This window comes from Pedobacter superstes (assembly GCF_037622515.1).
In the GTDB taxonomy this organism is placed as follows: Bacteria; Bacteroidota; Bacteroidia; order Sphingobacteriales; family Sphingobacteriaceae; genus Paradesertivirga; species Paradesertivirga superstes.
This window is the reverse complement of record NZ_JBBJCN010000005.1, coordinates 114266-130891: the sequence shown is the minus strand read 5'-3', so window position 1 is coordinate 130891 and position 16626 is coordinate 114266. Positions and strand designations below refer to the sequence as shown.

The 16626-nt window shown below is 40.4% G+C and carries 16 protein-coding genes and 1 riboswitch; of the genes, 9 read left to right on the top strand and 7 right to left on the bottom strand.

Translation table 11 applies throughout. The features are described from left to right. Window positions 1-3 precede the first annotated feature (3 nt). The 4 genes from murQ to WG906_RS14650 all read left to right on the top strand — a co-directional run bounded on the left by murQ (window position 4) and on the right by WG906_RS14650 (window position 6592). Window positions 4-813 (top strand): N-acetylmuramic acid 6-phosphate etherase, encoded by an 810-nt coding sequence (gene murQ / locus WG906_RS14665; RefSeq protein WP_339993512.1) that lies wholly within the window; start codon window positions 4-6, stop codon window positions 811-813. A gap of 150 nt (window positions 814-963) precedes the next feature. Beyond that, window positions 964-1530 (top strand): hypothetical protein, encoded by a 567-nt coding sequence (locus WG906_RS14660; protein ID WP_339993511.1) that lies wholly within the window; start codon window positions 964-966, stop codon window positions 1528-1530. A gap of 120 nt (window positions 1531-1650) precedes the next feature. Next, window positions 1651-1760, top strand: a riboswitch (SAM riboswitch). 136 nt (window positions 1761-1896) lie between these two features. Next, the gene (metH, locus tag WG906_RS14655) at window positions 1897-5568 is read left to right on the top strand and encodes a methionine synthase (RefSeq protein WP_339993510.1); all 3672 of its coding nucleotides are present in this window, start codon (window positions 1897-1899) and stop codon (window positions 5566-5568) included. 70 nt (window positions 5569-5638) lie between these two features. Next, complete coding sequence (locus WG906_RS14650; RefSeq protein WP_339993509.1) at window positions 5639-6592, top strand: methylenetetrahydrofolate reductase; 954 nt, start codon at window positions 5639-5641, stop codon at window positions 6590-6592. Window positions 6593-6714: 122 nt separating this feature from the next. On the opposite strand, the gene WG906_RS14645 is transcribed toward WG906_RS14650, so the two are convergent. From WG906_RS14645 to thrA, 6 genes are all read right to left on the bottom strand, one after another. After that, on the bottom strand, window positions 6715-7320 hold the full coding sequence (locus tag WG906_RS14645; protein WP_339993507.1) for an HAD family hydrolase: 606 nt from the start codon (window positions 7318-7320) through the stop codon (window positions 6715-6717). Between the two features lie 2 nt (window positions 7321-7322). Further along, entirely contained in the window at window positions 7323-7745 is a 423-nt protein-coding gene (locus WG906_RS14640) for a type II toxin-antitoxin system VapC family toxin (RefSeq protein WP_339993506.1), read from the bottom strand. After that, window positions 7735-7986, bottom strand: a complete 252-nt coding sequence (locus WG906_RS14635) for a DUF6364 family protein (RefSeq protein WP_339993505.1) — start codon at window positions 7984-7986, stop codon at window positions 7735-7737. Before WG906_RS14635 ends, WG906_RS14640 begins: the two co-directional genes overlap by 11 nt. A 39-nt stretch (window positions 7987-8025) precedes the next feature. Then, on the bottom strand, window positions 8026-9333 hold the full coding sequence (gene thrC / locus WG906_RS14630) for a threonine synthase (RefSeq protein ID WP_339993504.1): 1308 nt from the start codon (window positions 9331-9333) through the stop codon (window positions 8026-8028). Window positions 9334-9379: 46 nt separating this feature from the next. Next, window positions 9380-10315 carry a homoserine kinase gene (locus tag WG906_RS14625; RefSeq protein ID WP_339993503.1) on the bottom strand — a complete coding sequence of 312 codons (936 nt, stop codon included), beginning with the start codon at window positions 10313-10315 and terminating at the stop codon, window positions 9380-9382. Between the two features lie 94 nt (window positions 10316-10409). Beyond that, a complete protein-coding gene (gene thrA / locus WG906_RS14620; protein WP_339993501.1) occupies window positions 10410-12875 on the bottom strand; it encodes a bifunctional aspartate kinase/homoserine dehydrogenase I in 2466 nt (821 codons plus the stop codon). Window positions 12876-13279: 404 nt separating this feature from the next. On the opposite strand from thrA, the gene WG906_RS14615 reads away from it, so the two are divergent. The 5 genes from WG906_RS14615 to WG906_RS14595 all read left to right on the top strand — a co-directional run bounded on the left by WG906_RS14615 (window position 13280) and on the right by WG906_RS14595 (window position 15877). Further along, entirely contained in the window at window positions 13280-13546 is a 267-nt protein-coding gene (locus tag WG906_RS14615) for a hypothetical protein (RefSeq protein WP_339993500.1), read from the top strand. Continuing rightward, the gene (locus WG906_RS14610; protein WP_339993499.1) at window positions 13530-13889 is read left to right on the top strand and encodes a type II toxin-antitoxin system PemK/MazF family toxin; all 360 of its coding nucleotides are present in this window, start codon (window positions 13530-13532) and stop codon (window positions 13887-13889) included. Before WG906_RS14615 ends, WG906_RS14610 begins: the two co-directional genes overlap by 17 nt. 3 nt (window positions 13890-13892) lie before the next feature. Further along, window positions 13893-14813: a ribosome small subunit-dependent GTPase A gene (gene rsgA, locus WG906_RS14605; RefSeq protein ID WP_339993498.1), complete on the top strand. Its 921-nt coding sequence runs from the start codon at window positions 13893-13895 to the stop codon at window positions 14811-14813. A gap of 76 nt (window positions 14814-14889) precedes the next feature. Beyond that, a complete protein-coding gene (gene dtd / locus WG906_RS14600) occupies window positions 14890-15348 on the top strand; it encodes a D-aminoacyl-tRNA deacylase (RefSeq protein ID WP_339993497.1) in 459 nt (152 codons plus the stop codon). Window positions 15349-15550: 202 nt separating this feature from the next. Next, window positions 15551-15877 carry a nucleotide pyrophosphohydrolase gene (locus WG906_RS14595; protein WP_339993496.1) on the top strand — a complete coding sequence of 109 codons (327 nt, stop codon included), beginning with the start codon at window positions 15551-15553 and terminating at the stop codon, window positions 15875-15877. A gap of 12 nt (window positions 15878-15889) precedes the next feature. On the opposite strand, the gene WG906_RS14590 is transcribed toward WG906_RS14595, so the two are convergent. After that, entirely contained in the window at window positions 15890-16624 is a 735-nt protein-coding gene (locus tag WG906_RS14590; RefSeq protein ID WP_339993495.1) for a 2-phosphosulfolactate phosphatase, read from the bottom strand. Window positions 16625-16626 lie beyond the last annotated feature (2 nt).

Sequence of the window (16626 nt, the reverse complement as noted above, 5' to 3'; positions counted from 1 at the left end):
CTTATGATTAGAACGACTGAACAAGACTCTTTATATACCGGTCTCGAAAAAAAATCGGTTACTGAACTCTTGCAGGGAATTAACCGCGAGGATCAAACAGTTCCGCTGGCTGTCGAAAAAGCTATTCCACAGATTGAAGCCCTGGTAAATGTGATCGTCTCTAAAATGAAACAGGGAGGACGCTTATTTTATATAGGCGCAGGTACCAGCGGAAGGCTCGGTATCGTTGATGCCTCTGAATGTCCTCCGACCTTTGGAGTGCCTCATGATTTGGTCGTGGGAATTATCGCAGGAGGTGATTCGGCTATACGTAAAGCGGTTGAGTTTGCAGAAGATGATACCAAACAGGCCTGGGAAGATTTACTGAGATTCCCGATCACAGACAGTGATGTATTAATCGGAATTGCCGCATCCGGCACAACGCCCTATGTTATTGGCGGTTTAAAAAGTGCCAATGAAGCTGGAATTGTAACCGGATGTATTGTTTGTAATACCGGAAGTCCAATAGCCGCTGAAGCAAAATTCCCGGTTGAAGTTGTGGTAGGGCCAGAATTTGTTACCGGCTCTACAAGGATGAAATCAGGAACAGCACAAAAACTGGTACTTAATATGATCAGCACTACCGTGATGATTCAATTAGGCAGGATTAAAGGAAATAAAATGTTCGACATGCAGTTAAGTAACAATAAACTTGTGGAACGTGCCGTAAATATGGTAATGGAAGCGACTGGTGTAGATGAGCAAACTGCTCAAAAGCTATTAGAGGAGCACGGAAACGTAAGAGAAGCTGTAGAGAAATACAGAAATAATTAAATACAAATTATAAGGATATGCGATAAGCAATTGCTAAATGCTCGTCATCCAATTATAAAATATAATGCAAAACATTGCACATCAACATTAGAATTTTAACACATGCAGGGGCTTTCGGGTTTGCAAACTGCATATTTACACATTTGAAGAATGCACGAAATAGAACCTTTTTATCGGTGGCGGGATGATTATATAGCGGCAGAAGATGAACGTTCGCCGTTTTATGAGACGGAATATAGTGAGTTTGAATTTGATAAAAAGATATATAACTATTATATCCATCCCCAATGGGATTCCTTTGGGTCTCAGACTTTATACATCAAAGCACTTTTTGTAGACTACGACAGGCAATACGCAATAATTGAACTCATTGGCGAATGGAACGATGCCATTTATAACGACATTATGCTTCTTAAAAGAGAAATTCTGGAACTGATGGTAGATGAAGGCATCAACAAATTCATTTTAGTTGGCGAGAATGTACTCAATTTTCATTCTTCAGATGACTCATATTATGAAGAATGGTTTCAGGACGTGGAAGATGGATGGATTGCCGGCGTAAACTTCAGGCAGCATGTTATAGATGAATTTAAAAGGAGCAATATCGATTATTATATCAATTTCGGCGGAGAACTTGATGAAGTTTCCTGGCGGTCATTAAAGCCCGTTCAGTTTTTCAAAAAAATCGAAGAACAGCTCGTTAAACGATTAAGCTAATTCTGAACCCCAATATACTGAATCAGACATTTGATACCATCGCAGGGTCAATTTCGCAATAAACCACCACAACAAACATCCTTCATTTTGCTATTAAATATTTTTATTGCATTTTTGCAACGCTTATTCAGAAAGACGGAGGGACTAGACCCTGCGAAGTCTTAGCAACCTGTGCTTACAAGGTGCTAAATTCTAACTGATTCCATACTAAGGATGAAGAAAGATAAGTGAATGTCAAAGCCGGATACCGACTTTTCAAAAATAAGCTTGTAAAGAGAGATTTGAGATGATAGATATGAGATATGAGACTTTATGCGTCTGATCTGTTCTCACATCTGATATCTCACACCTCACATCTAAAAAACAATGAGCATCAGAGAAGAATTAAAGAAACGTATTTTAGTTATAGACGGGGCAATGGGTACAATGATCCAGCGCTACCAGTTAACAGAGGAAGATTTCAGGGGCGAACGCTTTAAGGATCACCCATGCGATGTACGTGGCAACAACGACTTGTTAAATATTACCCGGCCGGATATAATTAAAGCTATCCATGCTGAATATCTGGAAGCAGGGGCCGATATTATTGAAACGAACACCTTCAGCACCCAGCGGATTTCCATGGCTGATTACCACATGGAAGACCTGTCATACGAAATGAGTTTTGAAGGAGCCCGTATCGCAAAAGAAGTCGCTACAGAATTCACTCTTAAAAATCCGGATAAACCTCGTTTTGTTGCGGGTGCCTTAGGGCCAACAACAAAAATGGCTTCAATGTCGCCCGATGTAAACGATCCTGGTTACCGTGCAGTTACTTTCGATGAACTTGTCGATGCTTATTATGAGCAGATAAAAGGCTTGGTGGAAGGTGGAGCTGATGTTCTGCTATTTGAAACCATCACCGATACACTAATAACCAAGGCTGCATTATTCGCTGCAAAAAATTACGAGAATGAAATCGGCGGGAAGATTGAAATCATGATCTCCGGAACAATTACTGATGCCAGTGGCCGTACACTTTCAGGGCAAACGGTTGAGGCATTTTTAAACTCTTTATCCCATGCTAACCTGTTAAGTATAGGTTTAAATTGTGCGTTGGGGGCTAAGGATATGCGTCCTCATATTGAAGAATTATCTGCGAAAGCAGGTTGTTATATATCAGCTTACCCAAATGCGGGCTTGCCAAATGAGTTTGGTGCTTATGACGAGGTCCCGCATGAAACGGCTCATTTAGTAGAAGATTTCATTCAGAACGGATTTGTAAATATTGTAGGCGGATGTTGCGGAACAACGCCCGAGCATATTAAATGCATCGCCGAAAAGGCTGCAAAATATCCTCCACGGGTTCCGGCAGAGCCAAAACCATACCTGCGCTTAAGCGGATTGGAGCCTGTTACATTAACTCCAGAAACCAATTTCGCGAATATCGGTGAGCGTACAAACGTTACCGGCTCTCCTAAATTTTCTAAACTGATATTAGGTGGCGATTTTGAAGGTGCGCTTACAGTTGCCCGCCAGCAAGTGGAAGGTGGTGCCCAGGTTATCGATATCAACATGGATGAAGGCATGCTTGACTCTGAAGCGGCCATGACCAAGTTCCTCAATCTTATCGCTTCAGAGCCAGATATTTCCAAGCTTCCGATAATGGTCGATTCTTCCAAATGGAGCGTAATCGAAACGGGTTTAAAATGTTTGCAGGGAAAAGGAATTGTTAATTCCATCTCACTAAAAGAAGGCGAAGAAAAGTTCAAAGAATATGCCCGCAAAATTAAACAATATGGGGCGGCTGTAGTGGTAATGGCTTTTGATGAAGAGGGCCAGGCCGATTCTTACGAGCGCAGAATCGAGATCTGTAAAAAATCGTATGATATATTAGTTAATGAAGTTGAATTCCTTCCTCAGGATATTATTTTCGACCCTAATATTTTAACGGTTGCAACCGGTTTGGAAGAACATAACAACTATGCTGTCGACTTTATCAACGCAACCCGCTGGATCAAAGAGAACCTGCCTCTTGCCAAAGTAAGTGGTGGAGTAAGTAATATATCCTTCTCCTTCAGGGGAAACAATACAGTTCGTGAAGCTATGCATTCTGCATTCCTGTACCACGCAATTAAGGCCGGTCTGGATATGGGAATTGTGAATGCCGGAATGCTTGAGGTTTATGAGGAAATCCCTAAAGACCTTTTAGAACTAGTTGAAGATGTTCTTTTAAATCGCCGTCCGGATGCTACAGAACGACTGGTGGAATTTGCCGACACGATTAAAACTAAAGGTAAAGTTGTAGTTAAAGACGAAGAATGGCGCAAAGAAAGTGTCGAAAGCCGTCTATCTCATTCTCTTATAAAAGGAATTATTGAATATTTAGATGACGATGTTGAGGAAGCCCGTCAGAAATATGATAAACCTCTGGAAGTTATTGAAGGCCCGTTAATGGACGGGATGGGGATAGTAGGCGACCTCTTTGGTCAGGGTAAAATGTTTTTGCCACAGGTAGTAAAATCTGCACGCGTAATGAAAAAGGCGGTGGCCTATCTTTTACCTTTTATTGAAGAAGAAAAACGAAACAACGTTAACAGCAACCAGCGTAAAAATGCCGGTAAAATATTACTCGCCACTGTTAAAGGTGATGTTCATGATATCGGAAAAAATATTGTGGGCGTGGTGCTGGCATGTAATAATTTCGAAGTGATTGATTTGGGGGTAATGGTTCCGGCACAAAAAATCATTGACGAAGCCAGGAAACATAATGTTGATATTATTGGCTTAAGCGGATTAATTACTCCTTCATTGGATGAAATGGTTCACTTTGCCAAAGAAATGGAACGCCAGGAATTTAAAATTCCTTTGATTCTTGGTGGTGCAACCACATCACGTATCCACGCGGCAGTTAAGGTTGCTCCCAACTACTCGGGACCAATGGTTCATGTACTTGACGCATCTCGCAGTGTAACGGTTTGCAGCACCCTGATGAGCGACGACAACCGCGACGAATACATTAATCAAATTCGCGGCGAATACGACAAAGCACGGGAGGCACATTTAAATAAAAGCGTTGATAAAAAGTTTAAATCAATAGAAGAGGCGCGAGAGAATAAGTTTCAGCTGGATCTAAGCAGTTTTGCTCCGGCGAAACCAGCATTCTTAGGAACTAAAGTCTTTGAAAATTATCCTTTGGATGAGCTGGTTCCTTATATCGACTGGACTCCGTTTTTCCATACCTGGGAGCTGCGGGGAAGTTATCCCCGTATTTTCGAAGATAAATTTGTGGGCGATGAAGCAAAAAAACTTTTTGATGATGCCCAGGCTTTGTTAAAGAAAATACTGGATGAAAAATTATTGCAGGCAAATGGTGTGATAGGCTTCTGGCCTGCCAACGCAGTCGGCGATGATATCGTTCTGGAGCATGACTCTTTATCCTCTGGCAAAACCACCATCCACACCCTTCGTCAACAGGTTGAAAAAGCCGCTGGTGAACCGTACTATGCGCTATCAGATTTTGTTGCGCCGAAAGAAACAGGCATTCAGGACTATTTCGGAGGCTTTGCTGTTACCACAGGTATTGGATGTGATGAACTGGTCGCCAAATATGAAGAGGATCATGATGATTATAACAGCATCATGGTTAAAGCACTTGCAGATCGTCTGGCGGAAGCTTTCGCTGAACGGATGCATGAACTGGTAAGGAAGGAATATTGGGCTTATGCTAAAGATGAGAGTCTGAGCAACGAAGAACTCATCAAAGAAAAATATGTCGGTATACGTCCGGCTCCGGGGTATCCTGCTTGTCCCGATCATACTGAGAAGGAAACATTGTTTGACATTCTGGATGCAGAAAATGCCACTGGAATAAAACTTACAGAAAGTTTTGCCATGTACCCTACTGCAGCAGTAAGCGGGTTCTACTTTGCGCATCCCGATTCTCGTTACTTTGGTTTAGGTAAAATATCAAAAGACCAGGTAGTGGATTATGCCAAACGCAAAAACATGGATCTTGAAGTTACGGAAAGATGGCTAAGTCCAAATTTAGGTTACTAATCAAGCATCACGGCAGTATTCTATTAAAAAAATAATTACAAAAAAAACGTTTCGCCTGCGGCGAATTGATATGAAGATAACTGAACACATTAAAAACGCAAACGGAAAAACTCTTTTTTCTTTCGAACTTCTCCCCCCTGTTAAAGGGCAACGTATTCAAAATATTTATGATGCGATAGATCCATTAATGGAGTTTAAACCACCGTTTATTGATGTAACTTATCATCGCGAAGACTTTATATACAAACAACACCCTAACGGCTTGCTTGAGCAGGTAGCCTATCGTAAACGTCCGGGTACGGTTGCTATTTGCGCAGCTATTATCAACCGCTACAAAGTCGATGCAGTCCCTCATTTGATATGCGGCGGGTTTACTAAAGAAGAGACAGAAAATGCACTGATTGATCTTCAGTTTCTTGGCATTGATAATGTACTGGTATTAAGAGGAGATGCCCGTAAAGGCGATGCCGGATTTATTCCGACACCTGGTGGACACGCCTTCGCAACAGATCTGCTGGACCAGGTACTCAATTTAAACAGAGGCAAATATCTTCACGACCATAATGAATCAAATAAGTCTGATTTCTGTGTCGGGGTAGCAGCGTATCCGGAGAAACACTTTGAAGCCCCTAACATGTCAACCGATTTCGATTATCTGAAAATGAAAATTGATATGGGTGCCGATTTCATTGTTACCCAAATGTTTTTTGATAATCAGAAATATTTTGATTTCGTAAATCTTTGCCGCGAAAACGGGATCAATGTTCCTATAATACCAGGATTAAAACCTATTACTTCATCCAAACAACTGGTGAGCCTTCCAAAGATCTTTCATTTGGATTTACCTGAGGATCTGACAAAAGCGATATCGGCCTGCTCGTCAGAAAAAGATGTCAAAGAAGTAGGGATTGAATATATGATTGAGCAATGTAAAGAACTTATGAAGTTCGGTGCTCCTGTATTGCATTTCTATACAATGAGTAACCCCGGGCCGACAAAGAGAATTGCTGAGGCGATATTTTAGGCATTAGAGAATTTTGTCATTTCGAGTATTTTTTTCAGCACTCCCGAAACAAGTTCGGGAGTGCTGCTATCTATATTTCACATTCAGATTTAGAAAGATACAAACGGCCTTAAACTCTTTAATTACAATCCCCCTCTTTCTTCCAGCTCAATCCTTAATTCTTCAGGACTTGTAAAATGAATGCTATCAATACCCATTTCAAGAGCAGCTTTTATATTCCTTAAGTTATCATCAATAAACAAAACCTCATCCGCCGGTAATTGATAACGGTCTAAAATTAACTGATAAAATGAAGGATCAGGCTTACGCATCCTTTCTGTACCCGAAACCACAATACCATCGAACCAATTCAGAAAATCAAACTTCCGTTGAGCAATGGGGAATGTTTCTTCCGACCAATTGGTTAAAGCATAGATTTTATACTTTTCGGCGGACTTTAATTCTTTAAAAATCTCTACTGTTTCTCCGATTGCTCCGCCAAGCATTTCTTCCCACCGCCCATAATATGCTTTGATATTTTCTTCATGATCGGGGAATTGACTTACAAGAAAATCAGTCCCTTCTTTAATGGTGCGCCCTGCATCCTGTTCTTCGTTCCAGTCGCCTGAACAAACCGTATCAAGAAAGTGCCGCATTTCCATCTCATCTGCAAAAATATTCGTGTAAAGGTATTCAGGCTTCCAATCGATTAAAACTCCGCCTAAATCAAAAATTATAGTTGTGATCATACTTATTCAGTAAACTCCTGGAGAAGTTGTTCTGGGGTGTAAATTGGCAAAGTGGGAATTGCGGATTTGATTAAATTCTTATCCAGAGATATGAAATAATCAATTTTATAATGCATTGCTGTATAATATTGAAGCGCATCTTCTATATCAGCCATTTGAGAATTGACTGCGTTTACTGCTACTTCATGATTACAGTCAATCACTTGTACATTTGCCAGCAAATTAAGAACTAATATTTTGACTGTAGCTTTGGGGTGAACCTTTTTCAATAAATATGCTATAATGTGAATGATCGCCGGAGTGGTATATCCTCTAAACTCCTGTGAAATAATTTTTTCAAATACTCCCTCAGATGGTTCATAACCTTTCCGTTGAAGTAGAAAATCAATACAAACATTCGCATCTAAAAATATCTTAGAAGCCATATTTCGATGCCTGCTCTTCGTAATATTGCTTTTTCAAATCCACATCATCCGCATAAGGAAGCTCAACCTTAGGCAAACTTTTGACCAGATCAATCAGATTATTCATTTTTACCGTCTTTTCTACCGTACGCTTAAAGTACTCTTCGACCAATTCAGAAACGCTGGTATGTTTTTCTTCAGCATAAGCTTTGATCTTATACACAAGCCTTTCATCAATAGACAGATTAATTTTAGCTTTCATACAACAAAGATACGCATAAAAACAATCTATGCGCACGCGCTAATTATTTAACAAATACTCCTTAAACAAATTAAAGTCTGCCGGCATTTCCACAGACTGTTTCGGTTTACCAATCAAAGATTCAACCTGATCAGGTATAATGATCATGCTTGTCATCTGCGCATCGTATACATCAGGAAACTTACAAGGATGAGCAGTCGCCAGAAAAACTCCTGTGCTTGCTTCATCTCCCGATTGCTTCCGGTAATCTTCCACGGCCAACCAGGCAATCGCTGTATGCGGACAAACTACATAATTATAATCCTTAAATATTTTTTGAACCGACTCGCGGGTTTGTTCATCGGTATAACTTGCAGAAGACACCACCTTCTTTATTTCCTGCAGGTCATTTTTAAACAAGTCCATAATCCGTACCCAATTGCTCGGAGCTCCCACATCCATAGCATTTGAGAGTGTTGCAACAGAAGGCTTCGCCTGGTATGAGCCTGTTTTGAAAAATTCCGGAACGGTATCGTTCGCATTTGTAGCAGCAATAAATTGTTTTACGGGTAAGCCCATTTTCCAGGCGAGCAGGCCTGCACCAATATTCCCGAAATTTCCGCTTGGGACAGAAAATATTACATCCGTTTTCCCTTCACGTTTTAACTGCGCATAGGCATTAAAATAATAAAAAGTTTGGGGCACTAAACGAGATATATTGATTGAATTAGCAGATGTAAGCCTGAATTTTTTATTTAAATCGGCATCTACAAAAGCTTGTTTAACCAGGGCCTGGCAATCATCGAAAGTGCCATCGATTTCAACAGCACGAATATTTTGACCATTTGTAGTCAGCTGCAATTCCTGAATCGGACTAACTTTTCCTTTGGGATATAATATAGTGACCTGGGTATTTTCAACACCTAAAAAGCCCAGTGCAACGGCGCCCCCGGTATCGCCCGAAGTCGCAACTAAAACATTCAGGGTTTTCTCTCCTTCTTCAAGAAAATAAGCCATAATACGGCTCATAAACCGTGCACCAAAATCTTTAAACGCCAATGAAGGGCCATGAAAAAGTTCCAGTACATAGGTCTTTTCATCAAGTTCGACAACGGGTGCCGGAAAATTGATCGCGTTATCAACAATCGCCTTCAGATCCGCATCAGGAATAGCATCCTGCAATAAGTTTTTTGCAACCTTAAACGCGATTTCTTTCAAAGAATAATTTTCAATAGAATTAATGAAATCAGGGTCTAAAGCCGGTATAGATGAAGGCATATATAAACCTTTATCCTGTGGCATGCTGTTAAATACCGCTTCTTTAAAATCTACGGATGATGCTGGATTATTGGTGCTGTAAAGTTTCAAGTTTTGCAATTTGTATCCGCCCCTAAGGCGAATTAGTTTAACCTTATTAATCTAGAATTTTCGGACCATCCGCGTTCACCGCCGATGTATAAGCCTGGCTTCCTATATTAAGTTTTGAGAGATGCTGTTGTATAGCTGTTGTAATTTTAACTGAGGTATCGGCATCCTTTGTAAATGCAAACACGGATGGTCCAGATCCCGAAATACCAAAACTAATGGCCCCGTTTTCAAGAGCGATTTCACGCATTTTATAGAAGTCTGGTATTAAAATAGAACGAACCGGCTCTACCAAAACATCCTTCATACTGCGGCCTATTAGGTCCAGGTCCTTCATAAACAGACCCGTTACCAGGCCGGCTATATTACCCCATTGCACAACAGCATCTTTTAATAATACTTTTTCGCGAATCATCTTTCTTGCATCCCTTGTAGGCACATCAACCTCGGGAAAGACGATCGCACAATGCAAATTCTCCGGATAGGAGAGCTTTATAATATCCAACGGTTCATAGCTTCTGATTAGTACGAAACCACCTAAAATAGCCGGAGCCACATTGTCGGCATGACCGGTACCGCAGGCCAGCTCCTCACCTTTCATCGCAAAGGGGACAAGTTCCATTTTCGACAAAGGATTATCAAGCAAAGCATTTATAGCGAACAATCCAGCGACAGTACTTGCCGAACTTGATCCCAATCCACTCCCGATCGGCATTTTTTTATGTAGTTCTATTTCAACCCCAACATCAGCACGGCCGATGTGATGAAGGTAATGCTGTACACTTGCACTTACCGTATTTCTTGAAGCGTCCATAGGAAGACGACCGTCATCACCAGAAATTTTTGTAATTATTACTCCAGGCTCAGACTTCCTGCGCATGATCACTTCATCTCCGGGAGCATCAACCGCCAGTCCAAGTATATCATACCCGCAAACAACATTAGCTATGGTAGCCGGAGCAAAAACTCTAATTGATTCTTTCATAAATCATCGTTTTTGTTATTTCGACCACAAGGAGAAATCTAAAGTGATAAGATCTCTCCTTCGTCGAGATGACAAAGCGTATTAATAAGCGTTTCTAAAAATAGTTTGGATATTGAGCGCCCACATTAACAATATCTGCAAATACACCTGCTGCTGTAACTTCGGCACCTGCTCCAGGGCCTTTTACGACCAGTGGTCTTTCTTTATACCTGTCGGTTGTAAAAGAGATAATATTATCACTTCCTGAAAGCATATAAAAAGGATGACTATCATCTACCATTTGAAGGGAGATCGAAACTTTTCCGTCTTCCAGCATACCGATATAGCGTAAGACTTTTCCTCCCTTAGCAGCTTCATTCTTCAAATTCTCAAAAAATGCATTATTATTCTTTAACTCTTGATAGAACTCTTCCACGCTGGTAGCATTTATACATGCCTCAGGCAGCATACTTTCTATTTCCACTTCATCGGGCTCCAATTGATATCCGGCATCGCGGGCCAGGATAAGCATTTTTCTCATAAAATCTGTTCCTCGAAGGTCATCACGCGGATCGGGCTCTGTAAAGCCTTTTTCCTGCGCCTGTTTTACTATATCGTGAAAAGTTACATCACCCTTAAAATTATTGAAGATAAAAGAAATCGTTCCGGAAAGAATAGCTTCAATCCTGATCACTCTATCCCCGCTGATCATCAGATCTTTTAAGGTACGAACAATAGGAAGGCCCGCTCCCACATTGGTTTCGTAGTAAAAATCTACTCCATGAAGAAATGCCAAATCCTTGAAGTTTTTATACTGACTGTATGAAGATGAATTACCTATCTTATTACAGGTAACTACCGAAATATTTGAACGAAAAACATCTTCATAAACGGCTATAGGTTTCAAACTTGCTGTATTATCTACAAAAACAGCGTTAGGCAGATTCATTTCCTGCATCCTGGCTACGAAACTAGCCAGATCTGCTTCCTCTCCTTCCTGCTCCAAAATATTTTTCCAATTATTCAGCGCTATTCCGCCTGGGTTAAATACCATTTGCCGGCTATTGCTAATGCCCACAACATTTATCATCACCCCATTTTGCAACTGCAAAAATTCACTGTGCTCTTCAATCTGCCTGAATAGGGTTGAGCCAATATTTCCTGTTCCTAAACAGAAGATATTCAGGTTCTTTTTAAGTTCGGTATAAAATGCATCATGAACAGCATTAAGGGCTTTCGCGAGGTCGTGACGAGATATAATTACAGAAATATTATATTCAGAAGAACCCTGAGCTATTGCTCTGACGTTCACACCATTTCTTCCTAAAGCATGAAACAGGGTGCCGGAAATTCCCGGGGTTTGTTTCATGTTTTCACCCACAATAGCTAAAGCAGCCAGGTCTTCTTCAACTGAAGGAAGATCTATCTTTTTTGCTTCAAGCTCAAGCTCAAATTCCTGCTCAATTAAAAGCCTGGCCTTTACCGCATCCGCGGGATGAACAGCGAACGTTATACTGTGCTCGGATGATGACTGGGTGATCAGAATAACGTTAATCTGCTCCCTGGAAAGTAAAGAAAACAAACGACCGCTAAAACCTGCCTTGCCAACCATTCCGCTGCCCTGCAGGTTAAGCACACTGATTTCGTTAATAGATGAAATTCCTTTAATCGGATGTTCAGATTCACGGCAATCGTGGCGGATAACCGTCCCTTTAAAATCGGGTTCAAAGGTGTTGCGTATAACAATCGGAATTTTCTTTAAAAACGCCGGAATCATAGTTGGCGGATAAATAACTTTTGCTCCAAAGTATGAAAGCTCCATCGCTTCGGTGTACGAAAGCTCCTTCAATGGAAATGCTTTTTTTACCATCCTTGGATCAGCGGTCATCATTCCATTTACATCCGTCCAGATTTCTATTTCCTCCGCATTCAAAGCTGATCCTATCAGGGCTGCAGTATAATCACTGCCCCCGCGACCTAGTGTTGTTATTTTTCCAGCTTCATTGCTGGCGATAAATCCTGTTACGAAAATCAGCTTATCGCTATTTTGCTCATAAAAGTTCTTAATCAGAAGTTCTGTCAATTCAGTTTGAACACGAGCCTGACCAAATGTATTATCAGTTTTAATCAATTCTGAAGCATCCGCATAAAGGGCTTCACCAACATTCTGGTCTGCAATTTTGCTCACCATAAATGTAGAACAGCGCTCTCCATAGCTTAACACCAGGTCTCGGGTTTTTGGCGTCAGTTCCTGCAAACTTGAAATCCCCTGCAACAAATCTTCAAGCTGATTGAAAAACAGTTTTAACTTGGTGAAAACTGGATTTTGACGGGGCACCTCCAACAATGCTTTAACCACATCAAAATGGCGGTTTTCTAATTCTGAAAGATGCGCAGAGAAGTCCTCGCCATTTGCCGCCCTGTCTGCCATCGAGATAAGCAAGTTTGTAACTCCGCTCATCGCTGATAATACCACTACCGGGTTTTGGCGTTCAGACTTTTCTCTCTTAAGAATTTCTATCAGGGTGCGGATGCTGTCAACCGAACCAACTGAAGTACCACCGAATTTTAAGACCTTCATTTAACGTAAATTTTTAACAAAAAACGCCTTCCCCTAACGGAGGAAGGCGTTTTTTGGTTTCCTTTTATAATTAAGTTACACCATATCCGAACTTCCTCCAGCTAAATTTAGCGTGGTGGTAGTAATCGTAACCATGGTATAAATATACTTTTTCATTGTTTTTTAAATCGGGCGTAAAGTAAGCAGTAAAATCTTAGATTAACAAACAATTTGTATTTTTTTGAAAAAGCAGCATTCGTCTTTGCGGAAACTACAGTCCTGCTGTACGCTATAGCCCCGATAAGATCGGGGACTGCCGCTTCCATCAGGTGTAAAAATCAATGTATTCTTCCATATAAAATAAACCATTCCAAATTTCGTATATCTAATAAGTATATCTAAATTTGATATCTAAGATTAATAATATGAAAAGCATTTTATTAAAACTTGATGATAAACTATTCGAGGAAACCGAAGAGCAAGTAAAGGAGTTAAAAATCAGTCGCAGTAATTACCTAAAAACAGCTTTAAAAGCCTATAATAACCTTATTAAGAGAAAGAGGCTGGAGACTCAAATTAAAAAAGAAATTGCTCTTATAAAGGACAATAGTTACGATCAGGAACTAATAAGCGATTTTGATGAAGCATCTTTAGTTGATTTACAAAAATTTTTAGATGAAGAACAATCCTGAGATTAAACAGTTCGATATTTGGATAGCAGATCTGGATCCGGGAAATGGCTCTGAAGTTGGTAAAACCAGACCCGTTTTGATTATACAAAGCGATTTGCTCAATTCAAACGAACATTCATCTTTTATTGCCTGCCCGATTTCATCACAGGAAAGAGGTGATATGAAAATTTTACGATTGCCCGTGGAAGCGACATTAGAAAACGGACTTAAAAAAAAATCTTATATACTTACAGATCAAATAAGGTCCTTAGATCTTTCACGAATTAAAGAACGAGTGGGTAAAATCTCCAAAGAGGTCTCAGAGGACTTAAAAAACAATTTAAGGATTATTTTAAATCTGTAAAGAATGCGAGCTTTAGTAACAAAATCTACAGGAAGCTGGTACCAGGTCGTAAACGATTCTGGTGAGGTTATTGACTGCCGCATTAAAGGGAAATTTCGGATCAAAGATATCCGGACCACCAATCCAATCGCTGTTGGTGATATTGTGCACATTGAAATGGAACCCGATCAAAATACTGGTGTTATTGTAAAACTTGAACCACGCAAAAATTACATCATCCGTAAATCCATTAATCTTTCAAAGCAATCACAAATTATCGCGGCCAATCTTGATCAGGCATTCCTGATTGTTACATTAGCTTCACCGCGTACTTCTCTTGGATTTATCGACCGGTTTTTAGTAACCGCCGAAGCCTATGATATCCCGGCGGGACTAATTTTTAATAAACTGGATTTATTTAGCGAAGAAGGAATGGAGGTTCTGGCTGAATATGAAAACATTTACAAAAAAGTAGGCTATCCCTGTTATGAAGTATCAGCGGTGGAAGGCACTAATGTAGACCAGGTTGAGGATTTGTTGAAAGACAAAGTCACCCTTTTCAGCGGCCACTCTGGTGTCGGAAAATCCACACTTATAAATGCTCTTATTCCTGATATACATCTTAAAACTGGCGCTGTTTCAGACTGGAGCGATAAAGGCCAGCATACTACGACCTTCGCGGAAATGCATCATCTTCCCAAAGGCGGCTATCTCATAGATACTCCCGGTATTCGCGAACTTGGCGTTTTTGATATCGAACCGGAGGTCCTGGGACACTTCTTTCCTGAAATCAGAGAACGTCTGAATGAATGCAGGTTCCATAATTGCCGTCACATTAATGAACCCGGATGCCAGGTTATTGAAGCCGTTGAATCAGGCGAAATTGATTTATCACGATATGAAAGCTATCTCAGTATTTATCATGGTAATGACACAAGGGCCTAAATGATAAGTTTAAGATAGAACTTAAGGATAAAACCTTTCATCTCGCCTGTTTCTCTTATCTTGCATATTATAAACTATGAGAGCAGTAATACAACGCGTTTCACATGCAACATGCACTGTAGACGGGAATGTTACCGGAAAAATCGGTACCGGACTTTTGATCTTACTCGGGATAGAAGAATCTGACAGTACTGAAGACCTTATCTGGCTAACTCAAAAAATCGTCCATATGCGCATTTTTAGTGATGAGCAGGGATTAATGAATAAGTCCCTAAATGATGTGGATGGGCATATTCTCCTGATTCCACAATTCACCTTATTCGCTCAAACAAAGAAAGGCAACCGACCGGGATTTACACGAGCGGCAAAGCCTGAGAAAGCAAGCCACTACTTCGAACTTATGAAAATCGAATTTGATGCACTTACCCGTAATGCATCCCAGTCCGGGACATTTGGCGCCGATATGAAAATTGAGTTATTAAATAATGGCCCGGTAACAATTATAATGGATACAAAGGACAAGGAAAATCACTAATTAATAGATTCACGAATTGACTGAAATATTCTTTAAAGATGAGTCGTATAAGGTAATAGCCGCTTGCTTAGAAGTGCATTCAAACGCGTACTTTTTTAACCAAATAGGTTTGTGTTACTCATGATTTAAATTCACAATTCTCATTCCACTTGTAATAACCAATTAGTTTCGTGTAATTCGTGCCTTAAAACTCGTGTTTATAATGACCATACAAGAAGCTCAAAAGATCGTAGACCAATGGATTAACACCACAGGCATCCGTTATTTCAACGAGTTAACTAACACCGCTATTTTGATGGAGGAAGTGGGTGAAGTTGCCCGGATCATGTCGCGTAAATTCGGCGAACAATCTTTCAAAGAATCGGATAAACATGTTGATCTGGGCGATGAAATGGCCGATGTATTATTTGTGCTGATATGTCTTGCCAATCAAACCGGGATTGATTTAACCGATGCTCTGCAAAAAAACCTCGAAAAGAAAAATATTCGCGATGCCGACAGGCATAGAAATAATGAGAAGTTAAAATAGCAATTTAGATTGCTACAATTTCACCAGCCTGTCGCCATCCAATACCGGAATTGCACTCGTCTCATCTATTCTCAGACAAAACGCGATGTCCTTTTCGATGCCTAATTTCTTCAAGCGTTCGCTATGAGAACTTTTAGAAAGAAAAGCACCTAAATCATCCTTAGCCAAAACAAAGAGATCTTCCGCTGCTATTGCGGCGTCGTCAAGGGTATATTTATCACTCTTTAAGCGGTTAACTACAGCACCTGCGAAAACTGTGTCTTCCAGGTTGAAATTATTTTTCCATCCGGCACAAACCAGGATAACATGCTCATTTTCCTCTTTTAACCATTGAGACAGGGCGCTTAGATTAAAAAACGAGCCTATAACAATTCGCTTTGCGCCACGCGACAGCTGGATAGCGTGTGTTCCGTTTGTGGTAGTTAATACGATAGTTTTACCTGCTACTTTTTCGGGGGTATATGCAAAGGGAGAATTTCCAAAATCAAAACCTTCAACTACTTCACCATCTCTTTCGGCAGCTAGCAAATGCTCCGTTCCATGATATGCAGCGCATTCTTCAACATGTGAAACGGGAATTATAGCATCCGCACCATTTTCAATTCCATAACAAATGGATGATGTTGCCCTGAAAATATCGATCACAACAACAATGCTGTTTTCTAATTTATGGAGAGGAAGTAAGGCCGGTGTTAAACAAACTTCAATTTTTAACTTATCTGATTTTAGTGCTACTATTTTAGACATTC

Excerpts from the sequence above, each read along its gene's own strand:
- murQ (WP_339993512.1), top strand. The coding sequence starts at position 4 with ATGATTAGAACGACTGAACAAGACTCTTTATATACCGGTCTCGAAAAA.
- WG906_RS14660 (WP_339993511.1), top strand. The coding sequence starts at position 964 with ATGCACGAAATAGAACCTTTTTATCGGTGGCGGGATGATTATATAGCG.
- metH (WP_339993510.1), top strand. The coding sequence starts at position 1,897 with ATGAGCATCAGAGAAGAATTAAAGAAACGTATTTTAGTTATAGACGGG.
- WG906_RS14650 (WP_339993509.1), top strand. The coding sequence starts at position 5,639 with ATGAAGATAACTGAACACATTAAAAACGCAAACGGAAAAACTCTTTTT.
- WG906_RS14645 (WP_339993507.1), bottom strand. The coding sequence starts at position 7,320 with ATGATCACAACTATAATTTTTGATTTAGGCGGAGTTTTAATCGATTGG.
- WG906_RS14640 (WP_339993506.1), bottom strand. The coding sequence starts at position 7,745 with ATGGCTTCTAAGATATTTTTAGATGCGAATGTTTGTATTGATTTTCTA.
- WG906_RS14635 (WP_339993505.1), bottom strand. The coding sequence starts at position 7,986 with ATGAAAGCTAAAATTAATCTGTCTATTGATGAAAGGCTTGTGTATAAG.
- WG906_RS14625 (WP_339993503.1), bottom strand. The coding sequence starts at position 10,315 with ATGAAAGAATCAATTAGAGTTTTTGCTCCGGCTACCATAGCTAATGTT.
- thrA (WP_339993501.1), bottom strand. The coding sequence starts at position 12,875 with ATGAAGGTCTTAAAATTCGGTGGTACTTCAGTTGGTTCGGTTGACAGC.
- WG906_RS14615 (WP_339993500.1), top strand. The coding sequence starts at position 13,280 with ATGAAAAGCATTTTATTAAAACTTGATGATAAACTATTCGAGGAAACC.
- WG906_RS14610 (WP_339993499.1), top strand. The coding sequence starts at position 13,530 with ATGAAGAACAATCCTGAGATTAAACAGTTCGATATTTGGATAGCAGAT.
- rsgA (WP_339993498.1), top strand. The coding sequence starts at position 13,893 with ATGCGAGCTTTAGTAACAAAATCTACAGGAAGCTGGTACCAGGTCGTA.
- dtd (WP_339993497.1), top strand. The coding sequence starts at position 14,890 with ATGAGAGCAGTAATACAACGCGTTTCACATGCAACATGCACTGTAGAC.
- WG906_RS14595 (WP_339993496.1), top strand. The coding sequence starts at position 15,551 with ATGACCATACAAGAAGCTCAAAAGATCGTAGACCAATGGATTAACACC.
- WG906_RS14590 (WP_339993495.1), bottom strand. The coding sequence starts at position 16,624 with ATGTCTAAAATAGTAGCACTAAAATCAGATAAGTTAAAAATTGAAGTT.